Source organism: Herbaspirillum sp. Her4 (assembly GCF_057961335.1).
On the sequence record NZ_CM176330.1, the window covers coordinates 1,297,727 to 1,315,975 of the forward strand.

General features: G+C 61.3%; 14 protein-coding genes. 10 read left to right on the forward strand and 4 right to left on the reverse strand.

Going from position 1 to position 18,249, the window contains the following annotated elements:
* Positions 1 to 76: 76 nt before the first annotated feature.
* The 4 genes from ACWFUC_RS06005 to ACWFUC_RS06020 all read left to right on the forward strand — a co-directional run bounded on the left by ACWFUC_RS06005 (position 77) and on the right by ACWFUC_RS06020 (position 3,817).
* Positions 77 to 1,006 (forward strand): branched-chain amino acid ABC transporter permease, encoded by a 930-nt coding sequence (locus tag ACWFUC_RS06005; RefSeq protein ID WP_034338197.1) that lies wholly within the window; start codon positions 77 to 79, stop codon positions 1,004 to 1,006.
* Positions 1,007 to 1,078: 72 nt separating this feature from the next.
* Positions 1,079 to 2,293, forward strand: coding sequence for an ABC transporter permease subunit (locus ACWFUC_RS06010; RefSeq protein ID WP_209580332.1), 1,215 nt, complete (start codon positions 1,079 to 1,081; stop codon positions 2,291 to 2,293).
* Positions 2,294 to 2,308: 15 nt separating this feature from the next.
* Positions 2,309 to 3,076, forward strand: a complete 768-nt coding sequence (locus ACWFUC_RS06015; RefSeq protein ID WP_034338203.1) for an ABC transporter ATP-binding protein — start codon at positions 2,309 to 2,311, stop codon at positions 3,074 to 3,076.
* A gap of 15 nt (positions 3,077 to 3,091) precedes the next feature.
* Positions 3,092 to 3,817, forward strand: a complete 726-nt coding sequence (locus tag ACWFUC_RS06020) for an ABC transporter ATP-binding protein (RefSeq protein ID WP_034331852.1) — start codon at positions 3,092 to 3,094, stop codon at positions 3,815 to 3,817.
* Positions 3,818 to 3,956: 139 nt separating this feature from the next.
* On the opposite strand, the gene ACWFUC_RS06025 is transcribed toward ACWFUC_RS06020, so the two are convergent.
* The 3 genes from ACWFUC_RS06025 to ACWFUC_RS06035 form a co-directional block, all read right to left on the reverse strand.
* Positions 3,957 to 4,679: a hypothetical protein gene (locus ACWFUC_RS06025; protein ID WP_489624375.1), complete on the reverse strand. Its 723-nt coding sequence runs from the start codon at positions 4,677 to 4,679 to the stop codon at positions 3,957 to 3,959.
* Between the two features lie 14 nt (positions 4,680 to 4,693).
* Positions 4,694 to 5,377 (reverse strand): hypothetical protein, encoded by a 684-nt coding sequence (locus tag ACWFUC_RS06030; protein ID WP_489637500.1) that lies wholly within the window; start codon positions 5,375 to 5,377, stop codon positions 4,694 to 4,696.
* 217 nt (positions 5,378 to 5,594) lie between these two features.
* The gene (locus tag ACWFUC_RS06035) at positions 5,595 to 8,066 is read right to left on the reverse strand and encodes a contractile injection system protein, VgrG/Pvc8 family (protein ID WP_489637501.1); all 2,472 of its coding nucleotides are present in this window, start codon (positions 8,064 to 8,066) and stop codon (positions 5,595 to 5,597) included.
* A gap of 360 nt (positions 8,067 to 8,426) precedes the next feature.
* Between ACWFUC_RS06035 and putA the strand changes: the two genes are divergently transcribed.
* From putA to ACWFUC_RS06060, 5 genes are all read left to right on the forward strand, one after another.
* Positions 8,427 to 12,125 (forward strand): trifunctional transcriptional regulator/proline dehydrogenase/L-glutamate gamma-semialdehyde dehydrogenase, encoded by a 3,699-nt coding sequence (putA, locus tag ACWFUC_RS06040; protein ID WP_489637502.1) that lies wholly within the window; start codon positions 8,427 to 8,429, stop codon positions 12,123 to 12,125.
* Positions 12,126 to 12,324: 199 nt separating this feature from the next.
* Positions 12,325 to 12,861 carry an ATP-dependent protease subunit HslV gene (gene hslV, locus ACWFUC_RS06045; RefSeq protein ID WP_006464149.1) on the forward strand — a complete coding sequence of 179 codons (537 nt, stop codon included), beginning with the start codon at positions 12,325 to 12,327 and terminating at the stop codon, positions 12,859 to 12,861.
* 64 nt (positions 12,862 to 12,925) lie between these two features.
* Positions 12,926 to 14,269 carry an ATP-dependent protease ATPase subunit HslU gene (gene hslU / locus ACWFUC_RS06050; RefSeq protein WP_121043060.1) on the forward strand — a complete coding sequence of 448 codons (1,344 nt, stop codon included), beginning with the start codon at positions 12,926 to 12,928 and terminating at the stop codon, positions 14,267 to 14,269.
* Positions 14,270 to 14,310: 41 nt separating this feature from the next.
* The gene (locus ACWFUC_RS06055; protein ID WP_039785216.1) at positions 14,311 to 14,523 is read left to right on the forward strand and encodes a hypothetical protein; all 213 of its coding nucleotides are present in this window, start codon (positions 14,311 to 14,313) and stop codon (positions 14,521 to 14,523) included.
* A gap of 422 nt (positions 14,524 to 14,945) precedes the next feature.
* Complete coding sequence (locus ACWFUC_RS06060) at positions 14,946 to 16,121, forward strand: porin (RefSeq protein ID WP_402708891.1); 1,176 nt, start codon at positions 14,946 to 14,948, stop codon at positions 16,119 to 16,121.
* Positions 16,122 to 16,337: 216 nt separating this feature from the next.
* Here the strand turns inward: ACWFUC_RS06060 and ACWFUC_RS06065 are convergent, their stop codons facing one another.
* Complete coding sequence (locus tag ACWFUC_RS06065) at positions 16,338 to 16,547, reverse strand: hypothetical protein (protein WP_489624379.1); 210 nt, start codon at positions 16,545 to 16,547, stop codon at positions 16,338 to 16,340.
* A 155-nt stretch (positions 16,548 to 16,702) separates the two neighbouring features.
* Between ACWFUC_RS06065 and ACWFUC_RS06070 the strand changes: the two genes are divergently transcribed.
* Positions 16,703 to 18,238, forward strand: coding sequence for a tetratricopeptide repeat protein (locus ACWFUC_RS06070; RefSeq protein WP_489624380.1), 1,536 nt, complete (start codon positions 16,703 to 16,705; stop codon positions 18,236 to 18,238).
* The last annotated feature ends 11 nt before the right edge of the window (positions 18,239 to 18,249 follow it).

The following is an 18,249-nucleotide window of genomic DNA, read 5'->3' on the forward strand; positions in this document are numbered from 1 at the left end:
CGCCCGTGCGTTTGCGGTTTCCTTGCAGTTTCCTGACGTTTCACAACAATCATCCTCCTGAAGGAGACACCGTTTCATGGACATTTTCATCCAGCAGATCATCAACGGATTGGTGCTAGGCAGCATGTACGCACTGATCGCCCTGGGCTACACCATGGTGTACGGGGTGCTGAACCTGATCAACTTTGCCCACGGCGACATCCTGATGGTGGGCGCCATGGTCGGCCTGTCGATCCTCAAATTGGTGCAGCAGGTTGCCCCTGACCTGCCGGGCATCGTCAAGCTGATCATCGCCATCGTCGGAGCCATTCCGGTGTGCGTGATCGTCAGCCTGCTGATCGAACGCATCGCTTACCGTCCGCTGCGCAACGCGCCGCGCCTGGCGCCGCTGATCACCGCCATCGGCGTATCGATCCTGCTGCAGACCTTCGCCATGATGATCTGGGGCCGCAGCCCGCTGCCGTTCCCGCAGATCATGCCCTCGACCCCGGTCAACATCGCCGGTGCCCTGATCTCGCCGACCCAGATCATGCTGCTGATCCTGGCCCTGGCCGCGATGATCGGCCTGGTGCTGATCGTGGAGAAGACCAAGATGGGCCGCGCCATGCGCGCCACTGCCGAGAACCCGCGCATCGCCGGTCTGATGGGTGTGGATGCCAACCGCGTCATCATCGTCACCTTCGCCATCGGCGCGGCACTGGCCGCAATCGCCGGCGTGATGTGGGCCGCCAACTATTCCACCGCGCAATTCGCCATGGGCTTCGTGCCGGGCCTGAAGGCCTTCTCGGCCGCCGTGCTGGGCGGCATCGGCAACATCTACGGTGCCATGCTGGGCGGCATCCTGCTGGGCCTGATCGAGAGTCTGGGTGCCGGTTACATCGGAGACCTGACTGGCAACTTCCTGGGCAGCAACTACCAGGACATCTTCGCCTTCATCGTGCTGATCATCGTGCTGACCTTGCGCCCGTCCGGGATCATGGGTGAGCGTGTGGCGGATCGGGCCTAAGTTTTTAAAAGTAGAAACCTTAAAAACTTAAAAACAGAAATTTAGAAACTTAAGAAATCGGAAGAGAACACTATGGCTCTCATGACCTTCGACATGAAGCGCAACCCCCAGCAGGCGCGGTTCAGCCTGCTGGCGCTGTTGGCGCTGATGATCATCTTCCCCATGATCGCCCAGCATTTCGGCAATTCGTGGGTGCGCATCATGGATATGGCGCTGCTCTACATCATGCTGGCCTTGGGCCTGAACGTGGTGGTGGGTTTTGCCGGCCTGCTGGACCTGGGCTACATCGCCTTCTATGCCATTGGTGCCTACACCGCTGGTTTGCTGGCCTCGCCGCAGTTCGCGCAGGTGATCGAATCCTTCATCAACACCTATCCGGCCATCGGCAATTTCCTGGTCTGGCTGTGCGGTCCACAGATCGTGCAGAACGGCATCCACTTGTCGCTGTGGCTGATCGTGCCGATCTCGGGCGTGCTGGCGGCGCTCTTCGGTGCGCTGCTGGGTGCGCCGACCCTGAAGCTGCGCGGTGACTACCTGGCCATCGTGACGCTGGGCTTCGGCGAAATCATCCGCATCTTCATGAACAACCTGAACGCGCCGGTGAACATCACCAACGGTCCGCAGGGTATCAACCTGATCGATCCGATCCGCGTCTTCGGCGTGTCGCTGGCGGGCGAACCGGGTTCGGGTTCGATGCTGAAGGTCTTCGGCATGAACCTGCCCTCGGTGAACGCGTACTACTACCTGTTCCTGGTGCTGTGCATCTTCGTGATCTTCTTCTCGAGCCGCCTGCAGGATTCGCGCCTGGGCCGTGCCTGGGTGGCGATCCGTGAAGATGAAATCGCCGCCAAGGCGATGGGCATCAACACCCGCAACGTCAAGCTGCTGGCCTTCGCCATGGGCGCGTCCTTCGGTGGCGTGGCCGGTGCCATGTTCGGTGCCTTCCAGGGCTTCGTCTCGCCGGAATCCTTCTCCCTGACCGAATCCATCGCCGTGCTGGCCATGGTGGTGCTGGGCGGCATCGGCCACATTCCGGGCGTGGTGCTGGGTGGCGTGATCCTGGCGGCGCTGCCGGAAGTGCTGCGCCACGTGGTGGAGCCGCTGCAGATGGCCATCTTCGGCAAGGTGTGGATCGATGCGGAAGTGCTGCGCCAGCTGCTCTACGGCCTGGCCATGGTGATCATCATGCTGACCCGTCCGGCTGGCCTGTGGCCCTCGCCGCGCCATGAAGACCGTCCCGAAGTGGACCACACCCAAGTCGGTACCACCGGCGAAGTCAAAGCTTAATCTGGAGCACAGAACATGACACAAACACTGCTCAAGATCCGTGACGTCAGCAAGCGTTTCGGCGGCCTGCAAGCCTTGAATGGCGTGGGCATCACCATCGAGCGCGGCCAGATCTATGGCCTGATCGGCCCCAACGGTGCCGGCAAGACCACGTTCTTCAACGTCATCACGGGCCTGTACCAACCCGATACCGGCAGCTTCGAACTGGACGGCAAGCCCTATTCGCCGAGCGCCCCGCACGAGGTGGCCAAGGCCGGTATCGCGCGTACCTTCCAGAACATTCGTCTCTTCGGTGAAATGACCGTGCTGGAAAACGTGATGGTCGGTTGCCACGTGCGCACCAAGCAAAATGTCTTCGGTGCCGTATTCCGCCACAAGGCAGCACGTGACGAAGAAGCGGCGATCCGCGCCAAGTCGCAGCAACTGCTGGACTTCGTGGGCATCGGCCAGTTCGCCAAGCGCACGGCGCGCCACCTGTCGTATGGCGATCAGCGCCGTCTGGAAATCGCCCGCGCCCTGGCGACCGATCCGCAACTGCTGGCCCTGGACGAACCGGCGGCCGGCATGAACGCCACCGAGAAGCTGGCCTTGCGCGAGCTGCTGGTGAAGATCCAGGCCGAAGGCAAGACCATCCTGCTGATCGAACACGACGTGAAGCTGATGATGGGCCTGTGCAACCGCATCACGGTGCTGGACTATGGCAAGCCGATTGCCGAAGGGGTGCCGGCCGACGTGCAGAAGAACCCGGCGGTGATCGAGGCCTACCTCGGTGCAGGACATTAAGCGAGACCACAGAACATGACAACGAACATTCTCAAAGTCGACCAACTGAGCGTGGCCTATGGCGGCATCAAGGCCGTCAAGGGCATCAGCCTGGAAGTCAACGACGGTGAACTGGTTACCCTGATTGGTGCCAATGGCGCCGGCAAGACCACCACCCTGAAGGCCATCACCGGCACGCTGCCCAGCAGCAAGGTCGACGGCCACGTGTATTACATGGGCAATCCGTTGAAGGGCAAGAAGTCCTTCGAGCTGGTCAAGGACAAGCTGGCGATGGTGCCGGAAGGCCGTGGCGTCTTCACGCGCATGAGCATCCAGGAAAACCTGTTGATGGGCGCCTACACCAGCAATGACAAGGGCCAGATCCAGGCCGACGTCGACCGCTGGTTCGAGGTCTTCCCGCGCCTGAAGGAACGTGCGGCGCAGATGGCGGGCACTTTGTCGGGCGGTGAACAGCAGATGCTGGCGATGGCGCGCGCGCTGATGAGCCATCCCAAGCTGCTGTTGCTGGATGAGCCCTCGATGGGTCTGTCGCCGATCATGGTGGAGAAGATTTTTGAAGTGATCCGCAATGTGTCGGCACAGGGGATCACCATCCTGCTGGTGGAACAGAACGCCAAGCTGGCGCTGCAGGCGGCGCATCGCGGCTACGTGATGGAGTCGGGACTGATCACCATGGAAGGGCAGGCGCAGCAGATGCTGGATGATCCGCGGGTGAAGGCGGCTTATCTGGGTGAGGGTTGAGTCGATCGTTTAATTCGTAAATGATATAAATCATTTGTGATGGATCGAAGAAAAAAGCGCAGCCGAGGCTGCGCTTTTTTTCGTATAAATCTGGTACTTCGTTTGGATGGGATCACGTATATACAGTGATGAGCAATCGCTATCGGCCAAACTCAATACTCTTCAGCGCTCGCATGAAGTCCCGATAATGCAGTTCGTTCGGTTCCCTGGGATTACGGTCCCGGGTAAGGCAGGTGGCGAACTCCAGGCTGTTTTTCTGATTGCCGATCAGAGCGATGAAACATCGTTGTGGCCGTTTCGGTGCCGCATCGCCCATCTCCTTTCTGGTCGGCTCCGTGCGCCGCGTCCAGAGATAGCCGGTCCAGTCCTTGCCGCGGATCTTCTCCCGCTTGATTTCATCTTGTTGGGTGGCCCAGAGAAAATCCACACCGTACTCGTTGAGCTGTATCGCATCATCTTCCTGATCCAGGTGGTCAGTACGGGCAGGGACGGCGATCCAGTCGGAGATGCCCGAAGCGAGGTAGTCCTGCGTGGATTGTCCCGAGAGAAATCCTTCCGTATTCGCCAGCAGTCCGGGGCCGGGAAAGTCTTCTGGATAATGGCCCATCTGAAGTACCTTGGCACCAGGATAGTGTGCAAGCGCAGTGCATGTGATGATGGGTGAGCTACTCGGTGGACGCATTGAAAAATGGCAGGTTTCCTTGATCCTGCGTTGCTTGAATTTGAAAAGAGTAGCTGCGTTAGCGGCGGCCGCATGGACGTGACAGCTTGACGCGAGACACAGCATCAGGAGCGAAATCAGTATCTTCACCGATGAGGATTTTTCGAGGGATCCGGGAGACACGTTTGGTTCTGTGTTCATGGAAGGGGAAAGTCTCATTGACTATCGAAAGTGATGCTGTAGATCATCTTCATGAAGTCGCCCACATCGAACTCTGCCGGGTCAGTTTTTTTTCCGTTACGCGGCAAGCAGATGAGATCCGAGTACAGCGTCACGGTCGTATTCCCGATGATCAGGAGAAAGCATTCCTTGTCGATTGCATCGTAGGGACAATCCCGTACAAGGTCGCTCTTTTTCAGTCTGGATGATCTGCGCCAAAGGTAGCCTCGCCAGTTGTTGGCCGCGATCTTTTCTACCTGAACCTGTCTCATGCTCTTTGCGCACAGGTCCTTCACTAATTGATCGGTGAGATGCAGTTCGTCGCCAGGGATTGATTCGCCGGTATCGTCATTTCTCTTGAGTTTTCCTTTTGCGCCGGATCCAACGAACTTTTCTAAAGAATGATTGGTGATCCCCAAAGTAACCTGGCGAGCAAAGTCGTCATGTTCAAACTGATTCACGAAGTAGCTGATGCTCATCGCCCGGTAAGCATCGGTCAATTGCCGATCCCCTCTGCAATTAACCCCGTCAATCGTATCGGCCAGAGTGAGTGCGAACCCGCAGCGATTCTGCATTTCCACATCCAGATAGATAGTTTCCTGGTAGACCGCTGCTGTGTCAGCGGAGAACGATATTGCTGCAAGCAGGGAGATTTTCGAGGCCGTGATGATCCAGCTCATTCTTTGTCCCTTCGCTGGGATTGGACCTTCGTATTTTTCGTTTGTTTATAGTCTCCGAGTAGCTGCTCAAGATATGACAAATAGGCGAACCGTATTGCTAAATGCATGTTGCCACCGTTCACAGCCTTTGTTACAAGCACACAACTCTCTTTTGAGAAGCCTTTGTCCGCATGACGATTGATGTTGATCTTGATGTAGGACTTTGATACCCAATACTTCAACGCCGAATCAATCGTGTTATCCGTTCCCCATCCGCACGATAGGTCGTGATGAGCAGGTCGCCACGCTGTGCGGGCGCGCCGTCGCCTTCGGCATAACGCAGTCCGACGATCAACACCTCCTTGCTCAACTGCAGCGTTTCAGTGTCCGGCGGACTCTGATTGCGCTTTGGTTCTTTGGAATAGAGCCGTGTGCCCGCCGGTATCAGAAAATACATCTCACCGAAGAGCACATCGGTGCGTCCATCGCGGCTCAGGTCCAGCTTGTTGTCGCTGCGTCCGATCAATTTTCCAAGGTTGACGTCATCGCAAGCGATCTCGAAGTGGATCAGTTTGCGTGAGCTGTCATGGCACTGGCCGGCCATCCCCAGCAGATCCTTGCGGTAGACTTTTTTGCCTGCCTTCATGCCAGGTTCCACTTGGCTCAGATGCATGTAGAGAGAATAGAAGACGATCTGGGTGGCCGCCGCACGCATCACGCCGTAGGCATCGGTGCGCAATTCCACGCCCGTGCCACGGAAGCTGCCACGATAATTGTCGGCACTGTGAATCATGTGCCCGAGATTGAGCTCGCTACCCGCCTGCGTGGTCTTGAGCTGGATGCGGCAACGGCGGTCGCTGTCGTCGAAGAGCAGCTGGTTGTACCCCCAGCCACCGAACTCCTTGGAGCGGATGCCCCATTGCGCGGCAGGATTGCGGTGCCCATCCAGATCCGCACTGGCGCCATGCCAGGTCGGCGCATGGCCGCCCGCCAGATTGCCCTGGCCGCTGGCCGCCGTATCGCTGGCCGATTGGAATACTTGGGTTTTTGCAGAAAACTTCACTTCGCCACCGGGTGTCGGCGGCTCACCCCCCTCCCCACGGCCGTTGTAGAGGGCCGCAAGCACAATCGGCCGCTCCAGGTCGTTATCGAGGAACTGCACCAGAACCTCCTGCCCGATGCGCGGCAGGAATTGCATCCCCATGCCCGGCCCAGCGCAGCGTTGGCCTACGCGCACCCAGCAGGTGGCCGCCGCATCCTCATGCCGTCCTTGCCAGTGGAAACGGATACGGATCCGTCCCAGGCGGTCGCAGCAGATTTCGTCGGGGCCATTGGCTTCGGTCTCGCCCCGATAGCCGACCACGATGGCACTCTGGCTGCCCTGCGCCATGGCATGAGGACGACGCGTCAGCCCCGTGCCATCGCCCAGGACAGGCCGCCAGACAATATCGGCGCGAATCGCTTCGAAGAGCTTGGCATGGCCCATGCGGCGTGCGAGATCGATCAGGCTGCGGTCCGGTGCCTGTATCTCGCCCACCGTGGCGACCTTGAGGCAGGCATGGAGGGCGTCTTCCAGCAAGATCGGTAGAGGACCGAACAACTCGGCCAGCGCCGCTTGCGTATCGGCGGGCAGGTTGTTGACGCCCACGCTGAGCACCGCCAGCACGGCGTATTCCTGCTCCTTGCCCGCCAGCGGCCCTTGTCTCAGGGTAAAGCGCGCTCCGGCCCGCAAGCTGCGCACCGTGCTGCGTCCAAGCCAGCGCTTGTTGCTGGCCTCGGCGGCTTCCATCATCAGGCGCGCATGGCGGTCGGCGGCGTCCTTGTCATCGGTCACCGGGCCTGCGCTGTCATAGCTTTCCAGCCTGGGCGCATCGCGCCCGCCGAAGTCGTGATGCGTGGGGATGCTGGCGGTGATGGCTTGTTTGTTCCGGTAGTCATACGACAGCAGCGTGCAGCTAGCCGCCTGCAGGCTGCGACAGGCCGCCAGGGCCTGGATGCCATCCTGCTGATCCAGCTCCCTGGCACCCTGGAAGCGGATGCCATCATGGGCCGCGCTGGTGGGATCTTCCGGAAAGGCGCTGCGCGCCGTGCTGTCGGCAAAGATCACCAGGCGATGGCCTTGCGGACTGGGCGCATGTTCTTCGATGCGCCACGACAGTCCTTCTCCGGCCAGCAGACGGCTGATGAAATCGAGATGCGTCTGCCGGTACTGCACGGTGTAGCTGCGTGGCGGCACCCGAGCCAGATACGCCAGCGCATCAGCCGACCAGTGCCAGTCCGCGTGTTGCGGGAATTCGCGGAAGACGTCTTCGACCACTTCGATCAGGGTCTTGTCCTGCCAGACCCGGCTGGTGCTGGCCTGCGACAGCAGCCAAGGCCAGGGCGCCATGCGCAGCCGATAGCGGCCGAAGCCGCCGTCGCCACCCAGCTTGGCCACTTCAAGGATCAGGCCGGGCGAGCGGCACATGCCACCCTCCGCAAGCCGGCTGCTCAGCGTGGCCAGGCTGCCCAGCAGGGACCGGGCTGCCACCTCCGCATCCAGGCTCAGCACGATCAGCTCGGTGGCGCCGACCGCATGCAGGGACTCTACGGCCGCCCATGCTTCGACCAGGAAGCGGTCCTCGGGCTGGCCGGCGATCTCCAGACGATAGAGGCGCGTTGCCGCTGAGAAGGGGAGCAGACGAGAGAGCAACTGACTGGCGTGATCCATGACAAGCCCCAGAACAATGACGGGCCGTCATTCTTGTTCGGCAACTTCGTACTTCCAGAAAATCCAAGAAAATCTCAGGCAAAGCTCGAAAGGCACCGAAAAATGTTTCGAATAAATTGGGAATGGCCTCGCCAGGAGAGCAATGGCCCGGGCTCAGGCCAGCTCCGACCGTTCATCGCCCCGGAAGCCGCGACAGTACTGCGAAAGGCGCCATGGTGGCGCAATTGTGGAAAATTAAAAATCGTATAAATGAAATAGTCCGAATTAAATATTGGAGTGATGCATGAAATACAGAATTAATATTGGCATCAAGCACATAGAATCCGGTTGCCCATTTCCATCCCATTTCGACTCCAGACCATGACCACCGTCGCCTCCGCCGCCCCTGCGGCCTCCGCTTCCAGCCTGCCCTTTGGCACATTCCAGGCCGAGTTGCTGCCGGCCCCCAGTCCGCTGCGTGCGGCCATCACTGCCGCCTATCGTCGCGACGAGCGTGAGGCCGTGCAATGGCTGCTGCAGCAGGTGCAGGGCCAGCAGCCCTGGAAGGACGCCACCCAGCAACTGGCCAAAAAGCTGGTGCAGCAGGTGCGCGAGAAGCGCACCCGGTCCTCCGGCGTGGATGCGCTGATGCACGAATTCTCGCTGTCCTCCGAAGAAGGCGTGGCGCTGATGTGCCTGGCCGAAGCGCTGCTGCGCATCCCCGACCGCCAGACCGCGGACCGCCTCATCGCCGACAAGATCAGCAAGGGCGACTGGCGCAAGCACCTGGGCGAGTCGCCGTCGCTGTTCGTCAATGCCGCCACCTGGGGCTTGCTCATCACCGGCAAGCTGGTCTCCACCAGCAGCGAAAGCGGCCTCACGCAAGCCATCACGCGCTTGATCGGCAAGGGCGGCGAGCCGCTCATCCGCAAGGGCGTGGACCTGGCCATGCGCATGCTGGGCAACCAGTTCGTGACCGGCCAGACCATCGAAGAAGCGCTGGACAACAGCCGCGACAACGAAAAGCGCGGCTATCGCTATTCCTACGACATGCTGGGCGAAGCCGCCCTGACCATGCACGACGCCGATGCCTACTACCAGTCCTACGAGACCGCCATCCACGCCATCGGCCGCGCCTCCAACGGCCGCGGCATCAAGGATGGCCCGGGTATCTCGGTCAAGCTCTCGGCCCTGCATCCGCGCTATTCGCGCGCCCAGCATGCACGCGTGATGGGTGAACTGCTGCCGCGCCTGAAGCAGTTGCTGCTGCTGGCCAAGCAATACAACATTGGCCTGAACATCGACGCCGAAGAAGCCGACCGCCTCGAACTGTCGCTGGACATGATGGAAGAACTGGTGGCCGACCCCGACCTGGCCGGCTTCGACGGCCTGGGCTTCGTGGTGCAGGGCTACCAGAAGCGCTGCCCCTTCGTCATCGACTACCTCGTCGACCTGGCCCGCCGCAACGGCCGCCGCCTGATGATCCGCCTGGTCAAGGGCGCCTACTGGGACAGCGAAATCAAGCGCGCCCAGGTCGATGGCCTGCAAGGCTATCCGGTCTATACCCGCAAGGTGCATACCGACCTGTCCTACCTCACCTGCGCGCAAAAGCTGCTGGCCGCCACCGACGTCATCTATCCGCAATTCGCCACGCACAATGCCCACACGCTGGCGGCGATCTATCACTGGGCCAAGCAGCACCAGGTCGACAACTACGAATTCCAGTGCCTGCACGGCATGGGCGAGACCCTGTACGACCAGGTCGTCGGTGCCGAGAACCTGGGCAAGGCCTGCCGCATCTATGCCCCGGTCGGTTCGCACCAGACCCTGCTGGCCTACCTGGTGCGCCGCCTGCTGGAAAACGGTGCCAACTCCTCCTTCGTCAACCAGATCGTCGACGAGGCCGTGCCGCTGGACCGTCTGGTGGCCGATCCCATCGAGACTGTGCGCGCCCAAGGCGGCGTGCCGCATCCGGCCATCGCCTTGCCGCAGCAGCTGTATGGTCAGGAGCGCAAGAATTCTTCGGGTATCGATCTCTCCAATGAATCGCGCCTGCAGCAACTGGGTGAACTGTTCGTCTCCATGGCCCAGCGCCAATGGCAGGCCGCACCGCTGATCGCGGGCGAATTGGCTGCACAACCCGCACAGGCGGTGCGCAATCCGGCCGACCATCGTGAAATCGTGGGCCAGGTCAGCGAAGCCACCGTGGCCGATGTCGATATGGCGCTGACCGCCGCCACTGCTTACGCGCCGCAATGGCAATCGACCCCAGCCGCCGAGCGCGCCGCCATGCTCGAACGCGCGGCCGACCTGCTGGAAGAACATATCGCCGAACTGATGGCACTGGCCGTGCGCGAAGCCGGCAAGTCGCTGCCCAATGCGATTGCGGAGGTGCGTGAGGCGGTCGACTTCCTGCGTTACTACGCCATCGCTTCGCGTCACGACGGCAACGTGCTGGCCTGGGGCCCGGTGGTGTGCATCAGCCCGTGGAATTTCCCGCTGGCGATCTTCATCGGCGAGGTCAGCGCTGCGCTGGCCGCCGGCAACGTGGTGCTGGCCAAGCCGGCCGAGCAGACCGCGCTGATCGCCCATCGCGCCGTGCAACTGCTGCACGAGGCCGGCGTGCCGCGCGCCGCCCTGCAATTGTTGCCGGGCCAGGGCGAGACCGTGGGTGCGGCATTGACCTCGGATGTGCGCGTCAAGGGCGTGATCTTCACCGGTTCCACCGAAGTGGCGCAGCTCATCAACCGCACCCTGGCCCAGCGCAAGCACGATGATGGCGACGGCAGCGGCGAACATGGCGATGTCCCGCTGATCGCCGAGACCGGTGGCCAGAATGCGCTCATCGTCGATTCCTCGGCGCTGGCCGAACAAGTCGTGCAGGACGTGCTGTCCTCCGCCTTCGACAGTGCCGGCCAGCGTTGTTCGGCTCTGCGCATCCTGTGCCTGCAGGAAGACATCGCCGACCGTACTCTGGAAATGCTCAAGGGCGCCATGGCCGAACTGCGCGTGGGCCGTCCGGACCGCCTTTCCACCGACATTGGCCCGGTCATCGATGCCGAGGCGCAGCAGAACCTGCTGGCCCACATCGAGCGCATGCGCAAGAGCGCGCGCGCCGTGCACCAGCTGCCGCTGGGCGAGGATTGCCGGCACGGCACCTTCGTGGCGCCGACCGTGATCGAGATCGACGACCTGGCGCAACTGCAGCGCGAAGTCTTCGGCCCCGTACTGCACGTGCTGCGCTATCGCCGCGATGCGCTGCCGCAGCTGATCGATGCCATCAATGCCACCGGCTATGGGCTGACCCTGGGCGTGCATTCGCGCATCGACGAGACCATCGATTTCGTGGCCCAGCGCGCGCACGTGGGCAACATCTACGTCAACCGCAACATCGTGGGCGCAGTGGTGGGGGTGCAGCCCTTCGGTGGCGAAGGCAAGTCCGGCACCGGTCCCAAGGCCGGTGGTCCGCTCTACCTCAAGCGCCTGCAGCGCCATGCGCAACTGCACGAGGAACTGACCCGCGCGCAACCGGCGCAAGTGCCCAACACCTTGCTGGACAGCCTGCTGGATTGGGCTCGCACCCATGGCCACGAGCGCCTGGCCGCCAGCGGTGAGCGCTATCACCGCGACAGCCTGCTGCAGCGCAGCCTGCTGCTGCCCGGCCCCACCGGCGAGCGCAATACCCTGGGCTTCGCCCCGCGTGGCCTGGTGCTGTGCGTGGCCGCCAGCGTCGGTACGCTCTTGAATCAACTGGCGGCGGCCTTTGCGACCGGCAATACGGTGGTGGTCGATGAGACCACTGCGGCGCTGTTGCCGGCCGGCCTGCCCGCGCCGGTGCGTGCGGCCATCCGCCGTGCCAGCCAGCTGGAGGCCGAAGCGCTGCAGGCCGCCCTGGTGGACAGCCACCAGGCTGCCGCATGGCGCGTGCGCCTGGCCGAGCGCGAAGGTGCGCTGGTGCCGTTGATCCTGTGCAGCGAAGACGGTGCCATTCCCCTGTGGCGCTTGCTGGCTGAGCGCGCGCTGTGCGTCAACACCACGGCCGCCGGCGGCAATGCCAGCCTGATGACGATTTCGGTGTAATCGCTCCCGCTGCCTCAGACGGGCACCCCGGCCTTGTGGTCAGGGTGCCCGTTTTTCTTGCGGGCGTACAATATTGCCCTCGATGGCGGCCCACCCGATGGCATGACTTGCAATCCGGCCGGCCAGCCCCATCTCGACAGGAATGCGGAACCGGTACGTCCCTCCGCTGCTCCCCGGCACATATTGAACAGAGGCAAGCATGGAACAATTTCACGGCACCACCATCCTTTCCGTCCGTCGCGGCAACCAGGTCGCGCTCGGCGGTGACGGCCAGGTGACGCTTGGCAACATCGTCATGAAGGGCAGTGCGCGCAAGGTGCGCAAGCTCTATCACGGCAAGGTCCTGGTCGGTTTCGCCGGCGGCACGGCCGACGCGTTTACCCTGCTCGACCTGTTCGAGGCCAAGCTGGAAAAACACCAGGGCAACCTGATGCGCGCCTCGGTCGAGCTGGCCAAGGACTGGCGCACCGATCGCATGCTGCGCCGCCTGGAAGCCATGCTGCTGTGCGCGGACCGCGACACCACCCTGGTCATCACCGGCAATGGCGATGTGCTCGAACCCAATGACGGTATCGGCGCCATCGGTTCCGGCGGCAGCTATGCCCAATCGGCCGCCAAGGCCTTGTATGAGAATACCGAGCTGACCCCGGCCGAGATCGTCAAGAAGTCGCTGACCATCGCCGGCGAGCTGTGCATCTACACCAACCTGAACCACATCATCGAGACGCTGGACTAAGCCGCGCAGCGCGCGTTTCCTGCCTGTTTCTCCGATGAATCGTCACAGCGAAAAGATCACCACCATGAATATGACTCCCAAGGAAATCGTCTCCGAACTCGACAAGCACGTCGTCGGCCAAGCCCGCGCCAAGCGCGCGGTGGCCATCGCGCTGCGCAACCGCTGGCGTCGCCAGCAGATCGAGGAGCCGCTGCGCCACGAGATCACGCCCAAGAACATCCTCATGATCGGCCCCACCGGCGTGGGCAAGACCGAGATTGCGCGCCGCCTGGCCAAGCTGGCCGATGCGCCCTTCATCAAGATCGAAGCCACCAAGTTCACCGAAGTCGGCTACGTGGGCCGCGACGTGGACACCATCATCCGCGACCTGGTCGACATCGGCATCAAGCAGACGCGCGAGCTGGAAACGCGCAAGGTGCGCACCCGCGCCGAGGATGCGGCCGAGGATCGCATCCTGGACGTGCTGCTGCCCCCGGCCCGCGATTTCGGTTTTACGCCCGATGGCAATGCCAGCCCCGAGAAGGATGACAAGAACACCACTCGCCAGACTTTCCGCAAGCGCCTGCGTGAAGGCGCGCTGGATGATCGCGAGATCGAACTGGAATTGAATGACGCCGCCCCCTCGATGGAAATCATGGCACCCCCGGGCATGGAAGAAATGACCGAGCAGATCAAGTCCATGTTCTCGGGCCTGGGCAACCAGCGCAAGAAGGCGCGCAAGATCAAGATCAAGGAAGCCATGAAGCTGCTGATCGAGGAAGAAGCCGCCAAGCTGGTCAACGAGGAAGAGCTCAAGCAGAAGGCCATCGCCAATGTCGAGCAGAACGGCATCGTCTTCCTGGATGAGATCGACAAGATCGCCACCCGCTCGCAGAATGGCAATGCCGATGTCTCGCGCGCCGGGGTGCAGCGCGACCTGCTGCCGCTGGTGGAGGGCACGACCGTCAACACCAAGTACGGCATGATCAAGACCGATCACATTCTCTTCATCGCGTCGGGCGCGTTCCATCTCTCCAAGCCTTCCGATCTGATTCCGGAATTGCAGGGACGCTTCCCGATTCGCGTGGAGCTGGATTCGCTGTCGATTGCCGATTTCGAGCGCATCCTGACCGGCACCGATGCCTGCCTGACCAAGCAGTACGAAGCGCTGCTGGCCACCGAAGGCGTGAAGATCGAATTCGCCGACAGCGGCATCAAGCGACTGGCCGAGATCTCGCATACGGTCAATGAGAAGACCGAGAACATCGGTGCGCGCCGTCTCTATACCGTGATGGAAAAGCTGCTGGAAGAGATTTCCTTCACGGCGGGTGAGGCTGGTGTGGATGGGCTGCTCATCGATGCCGGGTATGTCAACGAGCGGCTGGGCGAGCTGGCCGTGGATGAGGACATGTCGCGCTACGTGCTGTAACGCGATGCTGTCATGATGCCCGCCGAGGCAAGGAGAATGCGATGGCCAACAAGACTTTGGGAACCCGGCAGAAACTGAGTTTTCGCATCGAGCCATCGCAATCCAAGCCACGCAATCCGGTGGCGCTGGCAGCGCAGCAGCGCGCCGGAGGTGCCGGTGCACATCGCAAGAATGCGTCGGCGCAGCGTCAGCAATTGAAGTCGGAGCTGTTGAAGAAGCTGGTCGGTGAACCCAAGGAAGATAAGCAGGAGTGAGTGCAATGCATGGCTGTACAGTGATGGAACGCGATATTGCGCGCGACCAGTCGCATTCGCCAGAAACGTACGAAAATGTACGGAAATGCGCAGCGAGTGACAAGAAGCCACGCTGGCTTGCTTAACAAGAACCCATTGGTTGTTGCCAGCAAGATGTATCAAAATGTTAGAAATGACGAAAAGCGCCGGTAGGGATACCGGCGCTTTTTCCTTGATGCAGGCCGATAGCGGGACAGTCCTGCCGCAGCACATCCGAAAGCGGCGATAAAAAAATACAACAATTGCCATTTCAATCTTTGGCTCCCGTCTAAAAAATGACTTCTATCGACCAAGGTGCAGTCATGGACGACGAGAAGCATTAATGTTTGCCCATCCGACTGCAAGTGCGGATCCTCAAGACTATTTTTAGAGAAGGACGTCACATGAAAAAATCTCTGCTGGCACTCGCCGTTCTGGGCGCGTTCGCAGGCGCAGCCAATGCGCAAAGCTCCGTCACGATCTACGGTATCGTCGATACCGGTGTTGTCTACCAAAGCAAGGTTGCCACCTCTTCCGGCGGCACTGGCAGCAAGTTCGGCCTGAACTCGGGCGTCATCCAGGGTTCGCGTATCGGCTTCAAGGGTGTTGAAGATCTGGGCGGCGGTCTGTCGGCCGTGTTCCAACTGGAAGCCGGCTTCAGCAATGACACCGGTGCGCTGGACGATTCCAAGACCAGCAACACCTTGTTCCGCCGCAAGTCGGTGGTAGGCCTGACTGGTGGCTTCGGTAGCGTGTTGGTCGGCCGTCAAACCGACTTCGCTGACACCATCTCCGCTTACACCGCCGTCAATGACTTCGGTGGCTGGGTCAGCAACTCCGGCTCCGGCCTGGATCGCCTGCAAGGCACCCGTACCAACAACTCGATCAGCTACACCACCAACAGCCTGAACGGCTTCACTGGTAACCTGATGTACGGCTTCGGTGAAACCGCTGGCCAGACCTCCGCGGGTCAAGCCTTCGGCATCGGCGGCAAGTACGACAACGGTCCGCTGGGTCTGGGTATCAATTACTACCAGTCCAAGGCTGGTTCGACCGCGGCTGACACCTCCCTGCTGAGCAGCACCACCACCACCAGCGTAGCCAGCGAAAGCAACCTGGCTGGCAGCACCGCTCAGAAGGTCCTGAACGTGGCAGCGTCCTATCAGTTCGGCCCGGCTCGTGTGTACGGTAACTGGTCGCGCGTCAAGCAAGACCTGAACTCCCAGACCAACCTGACCGCAGCCGGCGTCGGTTCCCTGACCAGCATCTCCAACCGCACCCTGGCCAACTCCAAGAAGGCTGACATCTACGAAATCGGTACCGCTTACTCCCTGAGCCCGTCGCTGAAGCTGCTGGCTGCCGTGGATCACACCCGTGCCGACTTCGACGGCGTGTCGCAAAAGGCCAAGCTGACCCAAGTCAGCCTGGGTACTGACTACTGGCTGTCCAAGCGCACCGACCTGTACGCCTTCCTGGCTTACACCAAGGCTAGCGACCTGAACAACCCGGGCGTCTCCAACGCCACCGGCACCGATGGCAACCAAGGCGCCGTCGCCGTGGGTATCCGTCACAAGTTCTAATGTGAGTTGACCTGCGTCGTCTTCCCGGCGGCGCAGTGTGATGCACAAGTGAGCAAAAGAAGCGCCGCATGAGGTTCATGCGGCGCTTTTTCATTCCTTTTCTCGCCGCTATTTTTATTAGTTTTCGCAATAGTCCATTTCGTTGTCCGCAGGAATGTGGCTGATTTCACGCAGATCTTCTTCTCTCATCACATCGCACTCGGATTTGGTGCAACGCTACTCAACGGCTTGCACAGGGAAGCTCATTTTTGGCACTGCAAAAAGCTCGCTTTCCGACATCAAAAAACCTGACAAAAGCCTTACTGGTAGCGGCTCTTGATGTTTGTAAGGAAAGAGTAATAAGCTCTCGGCCTTGCGCACTTTTTTGCGGCGCACTGCTCTAATAGCAGCACCATTTCGATGCGCATGGAGGTGGAACACTTCCATGGATCGCGTATCGCACCGCCCCACAACGGACTGGCGGACCGCATTCAAAACCTTAGTTTTTTGATGCACACCGGACTGACGCAGCTTGCTGCGCCAGCGGGGATTTTTTCGTCCGCGATTTCGTGATTGCGGATTTGCTGAGAAAGGAAAAGAACATGGCAACGAGAGAAGAGCTGGCCGTCATCAAGGCCGCCCGTGCCGGCGAATCGCGCGCGCAGCTGGCGCTGGGCCGACGCTACCTCGACGGCGGCAGCGGCCTGCCGCGCAGCAAGGGCACCGCCTTCTACTGGCTGCGCCGCGCCGCGCAACAGGGTGTGGACGATGCGTGGATGATCATCGGCCGCAACATCACCTACGATCAGGTCAAGGAATTATCTTCGCCGCAGGAAGCGGCCATCTGGTACGAGAAGGCGTTTGAAGCGGGCGTGCCGCAGGCCGGCGTGATCTTTGCGCGCCTGGTACTGGAACACACCGAACAGTTCGACAGCAATGCTCACGCGCGTGCCATCGCCGCGCTGTCCTTGTTGGCCAGCCGCGATGACCATGAGGCGCAATGGCTGCTGGCGCAGCAGATGCAGCGCCACGGCCAGCCCATGGTGCCCGGTCTGCCGGCTTCGGCAGTCGAAGAACGACTGGTGCGCGAAGCAGCACGTGCCGGCATCGAACAGGCGCAATACGCGCTGCTGGACAAGGCCTGGCAGCAAGGCCAGGGTGCGGCCTTCGCGCGCGGCGCGGCGGTACTGGTCAAGCGCCTGATCGAGCGCAACAGCCAGGCGGTGGCGCAACTGGACAAGGAAGGCGATGCTACCGGTCTGGTGCAGCTCAATGCCGAGGAAGCCACGCTGCTGCTGCGCTATGGCCAGTGGCAGGCACGTGCGGCCGCGCCCGAGTTGCCGCAACTGATGCGCTTGTTTGAACTGGCAGCGCTGGCCGGAGAGGTCGAGGCGCGTCTGGAACTGGGACTGCTGTGCGCCAAGATCGACCGCGCCGGCAATCGCGTCTTCATGGAGCAGGGCCTGGCCAATTTCAAGAAGGCCTTGCACTGGCTGGTGCTGGCGGGAGAGGGCGGTTCGGCTCAGGCCTGGCATGCGCTGGCGCGCATCTATTCGCGCTCGATCTATTCGCAGCGCAATCTGCAGGTCGCCCAGCAATATCTGGAAAAGGCGGCGGAGTCCGGTCTGGTGGAAGCGCAGAGCGAGCTGGCGCAGATTTTCTGGCGCAATCGCCGCGATGATCCCATGCATGACGTCAAGGCCCTGTACTGGTGGCAGCAGGCGGCCGCCCAGGGCGAGGCCGGCGCAGCCGACGCGCTGCAGCCGTTCATGGCCGTGGAAGACGCGCAGTCATGGGCGGTGCAGGCGCGCGCCCAGCTCAGCGACAAGCTGCGCAACAGCAACCCCTTCCTGAGTGCGCGCATCGAACTGGCGGCCATCTTTGGCCTGACCAAGCCGGAAGCCTTGCTCATCGATATCAAGCAGGCCGATTATGGCCACTGTCTGGTGGTCGACATCTGCGCTCATCACGCGCGCAGCAAGCGCCGCCTGATCGCGGTGCAGACCGAAGCCCAGCGCGCCGCCATCAACCGCGTGAGCCGCCTCTTCGGTGACGTCGACTGTGGATTCAGCGGTCCGGAAGGCAACTACCGCCAGCGCCAGTACCGGCTGCGCACGGCCTTCCCGGATATCGCCTGAGATAGCGACAG